Origin of the sequence: Pseudonocardia sp. (assembly GCF_029263155.1) — a bacterium.
GTDB lineage: Bacteria > Actinomycetota > Actinomycetes > Mycobacteriales > Pseudonocardiaceae > Pseudonocardia.
This window is the reverse complement of record NZ_JAJCYB010000014.1, coordinates 53485-61733: the sequence shown is the minus strand read 5'-3', so window position 1 is coordinate 61733 and position 8249 is coordinate 53485. Positions and strand designations below refer to the sequence as shown.

The window sequence follows — 8249 nt, the reverse complement described above, 5'->3', positions numbered from 1 at the left end:
CGCAGATCAACCGGGAATCTTCGCGCATTGGCGGCATGGTGCGCTGCCGAGTGGTTCGGTAACGGGAGCCGTGTGACACGAGAGTGTCAAGCACGGTTCTACGAGCGGCGGCGGGTGAGATTCCCGCCGCCGACTCACCATCGGCTGCTGCACCACTCGGAATGGGTCGTACGGATCCGCGACGGGCTCCCGGAGTTCGTCCCACCCCGCTGGATCGACCAGGACCAGACCCCACGACGCAGACCACCCACCCACCACGCCGCCTGAAATCTTCGTGGACGCCGCCGGCAACCGCGACCGCTCAGCGGATCCGCTCGTAGCGCAGGTACACGGTGCCGCCGCGAAAGGCGCGTTGCTCGACCAGCCGCAGCCGCAGGTCGGCGCCGAGCGGGAAGTACGGTTTGCCGCCGCCGAGGAACGTCGGCACCACACTCGGCCGGAACTCGTCGATCAGGTCCAGCAGCGACGCGGCCAGACCGGCGCCGCCGACGCCCAGGTCGCCGTCGGTCTCTTCCTTGAGCCGGACGACCTCGTCGATCGCGTCGGCGCGGCGGACCAACCGGCACCCGGGCGCGACCGACTCCAGCGAGTCGGAGAACACGATCCGCGGTACCGCGGCGTACAACCGGGCGAACTCGGCCTCCACCTCGGGCCCGTCGGCCCGCTCCGGCGCCGTCCAGAAGTCCTCCATGACCTCGTAGAGGCCGCGGCCGAACAGGAACACCGCCGTCTCGCGGGTCTGCTCGTTGGCGAAGCGGTGCCACTCCTCGTCCGGGTCGGAGAAGGCGATGCCGCCGGACCGGTCCTCGATGTAGCCGTCGAGGGAGATGCTCATCGTGTAGCTCAGAGTGCCCATGGGGGAGTAGACCCCCCGACCCTCCAGAACTCATCTGCGGGTGGGAAACGCGCAGCGATCGGTCAGGAGAACCTGGGCATGGTCGGCGGCACGGTAGCGCGGCTGTCGGCCGAGCGGGCCACCTCGTCGGAGATCGCCCGGCTGCGCGAGATCCTGGGGCGGCTCGCCGCTGCGGGCGAGGGCACCGAGCAGCGGCAGATCGAGAGTCGCCTCTGCTTCGAGGTGGCGGCCACCGCCCAGTCCGTGCGGCTCACACGGCAGGAGATCGAGCTGCAGGCCGAGCCGGGTCAGCTGCGCCGGGGTGCACCGCGTACCGCGGACGAGCTGGCGGCCACCGTCGTGAAGCTCCGCTGGGTCGTGGACGCGATCGAGTCGCGCGACGGTGGGGCTCGCGCGGCGCGTCACCAAGGCGTAGATCGCCGAGGCCACCGCGCGACTGATCGAGCTGCACGTGTCGTTGATGCGGCAGGGCGGCACCGGGCTGGCCGCCCCGCTGATCTCCGGGAGGCGATCCTTCCCCGCGGCGGGGGCCGGACAACGAGCGTCGCGGAGCAGGCCCTCGCCGTGATCGAGTGCCTGCCTGGACCCGGCCGCGGCGCGGGAGCCGCGGAAACCCGGCGGCCGGCCGACCCGGCCTGGCGGGTGCTGGTGATGGAGCACGCGTGAGTGCGGCGCGGCCCCGCGCGCCCGGTGGCGTCTCGCACACCGGACGGCCGTCTGCGCGCCGCCGGCGGCGCGCACAACGCCGTCGAGCGCGCGAGCCCGGACTCGCCCGTCTGCTCATCTCAGCTTCAGGGCTGCCACGGTCTCGCCGTTGTCGATCTCCCCGGTGGGGACGAACCCGAGGCCGCGGTATAAGGGCTCGGGCCCGCCCGGGCCCTCCGCCCAGCTGGTCGTGAGCGTGTCGTGGCCCTGTCCGTGCAACTCCGCGCCCAGCTGCTCGATGACGCGGGCGCCGATGCCGCGTCGCTGGTGGCGGCGGTCGAGCAACAGCCGCCACAGGTAGGGCTCGGGCGAGGAGGGCGTCGGCTCGGCGAGCATCACGAACCCCGCGGGCTCGCCGTCGGCGGTGATCATGCGCATCCACGGCACCAGTGGCGCGCCGTCGTGGGGCTCGGGGAACCCGCGTGCCAGAACGACGCCTCCACTCGGGCGACGAACCGCTCCTGGGAGCGGTGGGTGGCGATGCGCGCGACGGCGCCCGCGTGCGTGGCGTCGATCGCCCGGGGACTCGGCCTCGACGCGCTGGGTCCGGCGCTGCTGTTCGCGCTCGTCCTGTGGGTGGGGTTCCCGTTGGTCCTGCTCGCCGGCTCGGTGTTCCACGAGCGAGTGCCGCCGCGGCTCGCCGCCAGCCACGCGGGCGACTGGCTGCTCAAGATCGTCGTGATCGCCGTCGTCGTCGCGCTCCGGCCATGATTCGGCAATGACCGGTCGACCATGGCCGACCAGTCGTCGTCCCTGGTCAGATCGCTGGTCATTGATCCGCACCACGACTCCGGTCGGGCTCATAGCGTCCCGGTCACCACTGACGACGACCGGAGGACGACATGATCAGGAGCCTGGCCGCGACCGGCCTCACCGCGGCTGCGCTGGCGGCGACCCTGCTGGCACCCACCGTCGCGCATGCCTCGAGCTCGGGCTGCACGGCGATCGGCGACTACCGGATCCGGGGCATCGGACCCAACCAGCTGTGCATCGCCGTGCGGGGCAGCGGCCTGAACGTCGAGAGTGCGCGGGTCGACTTCGTGGCCCCGGCGGGTGGCCTCAACAACGTCGTCCTGCGGATCACCTTCTTCGACGTGCACAACCGACAGGTCGAACAGCACCGGTCCCGCCTGTACAGCGGGACGCGGACGGCGGAGGACTTCACGATCCACCCCGGTCGCGACTACCCGACGGGCCGCGTCTGTGGGTCGATCACCGAGAACGGCGTGGAGCGTCCCGGCGCGTGCGTCGGCATCCACCGCTAGCGGCGGGCTCTCAGCCGGCCACCGTCACCTCGAAGAACAGCGGCCGGGACTTCGGGAAGTACACCCGCCCGTCGCCGTCGACCATCTTCCAGTGGACCGTGCACGTCGCCGGGCCGGGTGGGGCGTCGACGGTGACGCTCACCCGGACCGCCTCACCCGGTGCCGTCGGGGGCACCGGGACCCGGTCGGGGGTGCGGCAGGCCGTCCCGGCACCACCGGGCAGCCGTTCGAGGTGCCGGCCGGTCCACGGCACCGCCCCGGTGTTGCGGATCTCCCAGGTCTTGACGAACGGCTCGCCCCCGGGCACGACGCTCCCGTCCGGGATCGTGACGTCGGCGACGAAGGCCGCTGCGTCGCCCTCGATCGGAGGCGCCGGTGGAGCGCTCGCGGCGGCGACAAGCAGCCACAGCAGGCCGCCCACCGTCGCGCCGAGGACCAGCCCGACCGCCATGATGCGGCGGGCGGAGCGCTCCACGGGCGGTGGCGGAGCGTCGCGGCGGGTGGCACCGGCCCGGGCCGCCTCCCACCGAGCGCGCCAGAGCTCCCGGACCCGGTCGAGATCGGACCCGGCCGGCGTGAGGCTGCGCACGAACTCCCAGGTGGTCTCCCAGGAGGGGAGCTCGTGACCGCGGGCCGCGGCGGACAGCGCCGACTTCGACGCCGCGGCCCCGAACTCCGCGCGCATCCGGTCGTAGGAAGGATCACCGGCCTCGATCTTGAGGGTGGCGAGGTCGTGCGCGAACCGGGCGACCGGGCCCGTCGCCGGGTCCGGGACCGCCTGGCGCCGGCCCCGCTTCCCGGGCGGGGCGACGGGCGCGGAGTCGTCCATTCGGGCTGTGTAGCACAGGACCGGACACCCACACGGGCGGTCTCTACGCGCCGAGGATCGTCCCGCTGTCCGCAACCGTGACGCCCGGACGCTCGCGTCCCCCGGAACACCAGCCGCGTCGGTAGCGAGCAAGCGGGATCAGGCGAGTGGGGCGAAACGCTGGAGCTTGCCCGACGCCGGGCGCGGCAGCCGGTCGGTCACCTCGACGTCCACCCGGGGATCCGGGACCCCGACCCGGGCCAGCCCGGCGGTGATGTCCGCGGCGAGGGCGGCGGTGTCGAAGGGCCCGGTGGCCGCGGCCACGACCGTGGCCCCGGCCGGGGTCTGCCGGACCTGGTACTCGACGATCTCCGCCCGCTGCGAGAGCGGTGCGCGGAACAGGTGCGGGTGCACCGCGATCGGGCCGTAGGTGAACGTGTCGTCCAGGCGGCCGTAGGGGTCGGCGATGCGGCGGTGGGTGCAGCCGCACGGGCACGGTGCATCGTCGACGAGCAGCTCGATCTGGTCGGTCAGCTCGTAGCGGATCAGCGGGAGGGTGTGGTTGAACAGGTTGGTCAGGTACACCTTGTCGGCGCGCGTGCCGGGCGGCACCGGGCGGCCCGCGACGTCGACCGGCTCGACGATCACCAGGTCGTCCGACAGATGCAGCCAGGGTCCGACCCCGCAGCCGATGGCGATCGCGGCGGCCTCCGACGCGCCGTAGCCGTTGACCACCGGCGCCCCGAACGTCTCCGCCAGGACCGCACGGATCTCCGGCAGCAGCGTCTCGGACGTCGACGAGATCACCTGTGGGGAGATCCGCAGCCGACCCGCGCGGGCCTCGGCGGCGAGCACGTGCAGCGCGGACGGATAGCCCACGAGCACCGTGGGCTGCGCCTCGTTGAGCCCCTCGACGATCTCCGCGGTCGGGCGGGTGACCGGGATCTGCTTGCTCACCGCATCCTGCATGCTGAAGGTCTGCGGGAGGGAGCTGGACATGTGCGTCGGCACGGCCGCGCCGACCACCACCACCGACATCACCTGCTCCGCGGCCGGGCGGGACTGCGCGCCGCGGATCCCGTGCCGCTGGAACGTCCAGATGGCCGTGGCCCAGTCGTCCCAGTCGTAGACGAACACGCCGCGCGTCCCGGACGAGCTGCCGGAGGCGGCGGCGTGGTAGCGGTCGAACAGGTAGGCGTCGGAGGTCAGGGCGGCCAGGTGGTCCTCGACGACGTCGAGCCGCAGGCGCTCGTCGGTGACGACGTCGTCGAAGTGCGCCATCAGGTCGTCCTTGGTCATCACCGGGATGCCGGTCAGGTCGGACTCGTCGACGGTGTCGACGTCGACGCCGGCCAGCCGCTCGCGGTGCCACGGCGAGGTCTCGCGGGCCACCCGCAGCAGCCGGCGCAGCTCGGTCGTGCGGTGCTCGGCGAGGCGGTCCGCGGGCCAGGTGAGGCGGTCGAGCATCGGGGGGAGCAGGGTGGCGGCATGGGCGATGTGCCGCTGCCGGAGCTGCTGGTAGGTGGTCTCGGTCGTGGGGGTCTCGGTCATGGCGGCGTTGTTCATGTCCGGGACGCTACGAACCGGCGCGCTGCGGGTCTGGCGTACTGGTACGTGCTGAGGTACGTGTTCCAGGAGTACGCAGCCCCAGCTCCGCGGCCCGCCGGGTGAGCTCCAGCTTCGACCGCACCCCCAGCCGCGCGTACGCCCGCGCGAGGTGCCCCTCCACGGTGCGCTCGCCGATGAACAGGGCGGCGCCGATCTCGCGGGCGGAGAGCCCGTCGACGGCGAGCTGGGCCACCTCGCGTTCGCGGGCCGTCAGTGACGACGGGCCCAGGGCCGCCGCGGCCGCCCGTTTGCCGCGGGTGCCCAGCGCGGCCAGCTCGTCGAGTGCCCCGGTCCGGCGCAGCACCGCGCCGCAGCCCTCGAACAGGGCCGCGGCCTCGGTGAGCGCCTCGACCGCCTGGTCCCGCTCACCGGTGCTGCGGGCGACGAGGACGAGCGCGCGGCCGCGGAGCAGGGGCCGGTCGGTGAGGGTGTCGGCGGCCACCCGGGCGAGGTCCCCGTCACGAGTGCACCACGCTGCGGCCAGGTCGGCGAGCGCGCGGTGCGACCCGAGGCCGGTGCGGCCGGCGATCTGCGCCAGCGCGTCCGCGGCGGCCGGTTCGGGCGTGCCGGACCGGGCGGCGATCTCGGCGAGATCACCCAGCGCCGCGACGGCCGCCACCAGATGGTCGCCGGCCACCGTCGCCGCGGCGACGCGGCGCAGGAGCGCGCACGCGTCGTCGGGTCGGCCGTCGCGCCAGGCGAGGAGCGCGTCGACGTGGTCGGCGAACCTGGTGTGCAGGCCCCAGCCGAGCGCCCGCAGCCGCCCCGACCAGCGGCGGGCGTCGGCGAAGCGACCGGCCTCGACCGCGGCCATCGCCGCCCCGCCGAGCCCGAGACCCACCCGTCGGGTGGCGGGCATCGGCCCGATGCCGGAGACGTCGCGGGCGACCGCGAGCGCTCGGGTGATCAGGCCGGCGTGGAGGCTGAACATCGCGTCGTAGTCGGCCGCGTTGCCCGGCGCCGCTGCCGTGATGGCGTCGAGGGCGGTCAGGCCCTCCTCGACGCGGTCCGCACTGATCGCGGTCATCGCCCGCCCGGCCGCGGCCAGGAACAGCAGGTTCGGATCCCCTCCCGACGTCGCGGCCAGCTCGTCGAACGCCGCCTGCGCCTCGGCCGGGCGGCACCGCCACAGCGCCACCTGGCCCAGGGTGCGCACCGCACGGCTGCGCACCACGGCGTCGCCGCACCGGGTGGCCTCCTCCGCCACCGCCCGGGCCTCGGTGTCGAGACCGGCGACGTCGCCCGTGACGCCGTGCAGCCAGGCCAGCTCGTGCGCGGCGAGCAGGGCGCCGCGTCGGTCGCCGGCCCGGGCGAACAGGTCGCGCGCCTCCGCGCAGATCTGCGCGGCCTCGGCGACGTCACCGTCGCCCCACCCGAGGAAGGTCGCCAGCCGCAGTTTCACCGGGGCTCGACGACCCGGGTCGTCGAGCGCGGCGAGCGCGGCGTCCATCGCCCGCAGCGCCGGCACGCCCTTCGCCGCGTGGTTGTCGGCGCGGTGGTCGACCACCCACTGCGCGTCCCACGACAGCGCGTCCACCACCTCGACCCAGCGGGGGTCGCCCGCCGGCAGCAGCGGCACCAGCGCGCCGAGCACGGTGAGCGCCTCCTGGAACGCGCCCGCCCGCTCGGCGGCGTGCACGGCCGTGCGCAGCACCGTCACCGCCTCGTCGTCGCCGGGGCCCGCCGAGCGGGCGAAGTGCCCGGCCGCCTCGCCCAGGCGTCCCATCGACCGCAGCACCCGCCCGACCTCCCGGTGCAGCAGGTGCCGCCGGGCCGCGGACATCCGCTGGTAGACCGCATCGGCGACGAGCGGGTGGGAGATCTCGACCGTGACGTCGGAGCCGCGGTCGTCCTCGCCGACCAGCCGGGCCCGCACCAGGTGCTCGATCCCGGCGACCAGCTCGGCGGGCGGGCGCCCGGACAGCGCGACCAGGCTGCGCAGGTCGGCCCGGCGCCCGATCACCGACAGCAGTTCCACGATCGTGCCGGCGACGGCATCGAGCCCGCGCAGCCGCAGCGCGACGCGGTCCGACAGCGCCTCGGGCAGCCGGCGCAGGGCGGGCCGGTGCAGGTCGGCGCCCTCCTCGACCAACGCGTGCAGCAGGCCGATGGCGTCCAGCGGGTTGCCGCGGGTGCGGTCGGCGAGCCAGGTGACCAGCGTCTCGGGCGGCGGGTCGCCGAGCACCGACGCCGCCAGCTCGCCCAGTGCCGACTGCTCCAGCGGTCCGACCGCGAGCCGGCGCGCGAGGCCGTCCTGTTCCAGCCGCACCAGCACCTCGACGGCCACCCCGTGCTCGGCCAGCTCCACCGGCCGCGCGGTCCCGATCACCAGCACCGGCTGGTCGGCGCAGTGGTGGGCCAGGTAGTGCAGAGCCTCCAGCGACGACGAGTCGGCCAGGTGCAGGTCGTCGACGACGAGCACCACCGGCCGTTGCGCGGCCAGCGCCCGCAGCAGCACGGCCAGTGCGTCGAGCAACCGGGTCCGCGGCGGCTCGACCCGCGGCGCCCGGTCCCCCCGATCGCCGAGCGTGGCCACGCTGCGCAGCAGCCCGGCCAGCTCGGGCTCGATGCCCGCGCACAACCGCCGGACCTCCTCGCGGGGCCGGGCCCGCAGCGCGCCGTCGAGCGCCTCGGCCCACACACCGAACGCCGTGGTGGAGCCGAGGTGGTAGGCGCGCGCGGTCAGGACGGCGAGCGCGTCGCCCTGCTCGGCGACGAACTGCCCGGCGAGCCGGGTCTTGCCCACCCCCGGGTCACCGACCAGCAGGACGCAGCCGAACCCGCCTGCGACGCTGCGCTGGAGCGCCCCGTCGAGCTCGCGCCACTCGACGTCGCGGCCGACCAGGGCGGCCCGCACCCGTCCGGTCACCGGTCCCCCTCTCTGCCGCGGGCCACGGCCGCACCTGGGACCCGACGAGTGGGACTCCCGTACGAACCTTGCGTACGACGGTCCCACTCGTCCGGCCCGGAACGGGGTCGACCGCCGGTGCGGAGATTGTGCCGTCCG

8 protein-coding genes are annotated in these 8249 nt (G+C 74.6%); 3 read left to right on the top strand and 5 right to left on the bottom strand.

The features are described from left to right. Window positions 1-301 precede the first annotated feature (301 nt). A complete protein-coding gene (locus tag Q1K26_RS02400; protein ID WP_300007455.1) occupies window positions 302-856 on the bottom strand; it encodes a dihydrofolate reductase family protein in 555 nt (184 codons plus the stop codon). A 78-nt stretch (window positions 857-934) separates the two neighbouring features. On the opposite strand from Q1K26_RS02400, the gene Q1K26_RS02395 reads away from it, so the two are divergent. Further along, window positions 935-1522, top strand: a complete 588-nt coding sequence (locus tag Q1K26_RS02395; RefSeq protein ID WP_300007454.1) for an FCD domain-containing protein — start codon at window positions 935-937, stop codon at window positions 1520-1522. Window positions 1523-1636: 114 nt separating this feature from the next. On the opposite strand, the gene Q1K26_RS02390 is transcribed toward Q1K26_RS02395, so the two are convergent. After that, on the bottom strand, window positions 1637-1939 hold the full coding sequence (locus Q1K26_RS02390) for a GNAT family N-acetyltransferase (RefSeq protein ID WP_300007453.1): 303 nt from the start codon (window positions 1937-1939) through the stop codon (window positions 1637-1639). 102 nt (window positions 1940-2041) lie between these two features. Here Q1K26_RS02390 and Q1K26_RS02385 point away from each other — a divergent pair, with 102 nt between their 5' ends. Both Q1K26_RS02385 and Q1K26_RS02380 read left to right on the top strand, forming a co-directional pair. Further along, a complete protein-coding gene (locus Q1K26_RS02385) occupies window positions 2042-2272 on the top strand; it encodes a DUF1761 domain-containing protein (protein ID WP_300007452.1) in 231 nt (76 codons plus the stop codon). A 131-nt stretch (window positions 2273-2403) separates the two neighbouring features. Continuing rightward, the gene (locus tag Q1K26_RS02380) at window positions 2404-2826 is read left to right on the top strand and encodes a hypothetical protein (RefSeq protein ID WP_300007451.1); all 423 of its coding nucleotides are present in this window, start codon (window positions 2404-2406) and stop codon (window positions 2824-2826) included. Between the two features lie 10 nt (window positions 2827-2836). On the opposite strand, the gene Q1K26_RS02375 is transcribed toward Q1K26_RS02380, so the two are convergent. The 3 genes from Q1K26_RS02375 to Q1K26_RS02365 all read right to left on the bottom strand — a co-directional run bounded on the left by Q1K26_RS02375 (window position 2837) and on the right by Q1K26_RS02365 (window position 8111). Next, a complete protein-coding gene (locus Q1K26_RS02375; protein ID WP_300007450.1) occupies window positions 2837-3655 on the bottom strand; it encodes an NBR1-Ig-like domain-containing protein in 819 nt (272 codons plus the stop codon). Between the two features lie 138 nt (window positions 3656-3793). Further along, on the bottom strand, window positions 3794-5200 hold the full coding sequence (locus Q1K26_RS02370; protein WP_300007449.1) for a hypothetical protein: 1407 nt from the start codon (window positions 5198-5200) through the stop codon (window positions 3794-3796). Window positions 5201-5210: 10 nt separating this feature from the next. Next, a complete protein-coding gene (locus Q1K26_RS02365) occupies window positions 5211-8111 on the bottom strand; it encodes a LuxR family transcriptional regulator (RefSeq protein ID WP_300007448.1) in 2901 nt (966 codons plus the stop codon). Between the last annotated feature and the right edge of the window lie 138 nt (window positions 8112-8249).

Coding starts and splice junctions, on each gene's coding strand:
- Q1K26_RS02400 (WP_300007455.1), bottom strand. CDS start 856: ATGGGCACTCTGAGCTACACGATGAGCATCTCCCTCGACGGCTACATC.
- Q1K26_RS02395 (WP_300007454.1), top strand. CDS start 935: ATGGTCGGCGGCACGGTAGCGCGGCTGTCGGCCGAGCGGGCCACCTCG.
- Q1K26_RS02390 (WP_300007453.1), bottom strand. CDS start 1,939: ATGCGCATGATCACCGCCGACGGCGAGCCCGCGGGGTTCGTGATGCTC.
- Q1K26_RS02385 (WP_300007452.1), top strand. CDS start 2,042: ATGCGCGCGACGGCGCCCGCGTGCGTGGCGTCGATCGCCCGGGGACTC.
- Q1K26_RS02380 (WP_300007451.1), top strand. CDS start 2,404: ATGATCAGGAGCCTGGCCGCGACCGGCCTCACCGCGGCTGCGCTGGCG.
- Q1K26_RS02375 (WP_300007450.1), bottom strand. CDS start 3,655: ATGGACGACTCCGCGCCCGTCGCCCCGCCCGGGAAGCGGGGCCGGCGC.
- Q1K26_RS02370 (WP_300007449.1), bottom strand. CDS start 5,200: ATGAACAACGCCGCCATGACCGAGACCCCCACGACCGAGACCACCTAC.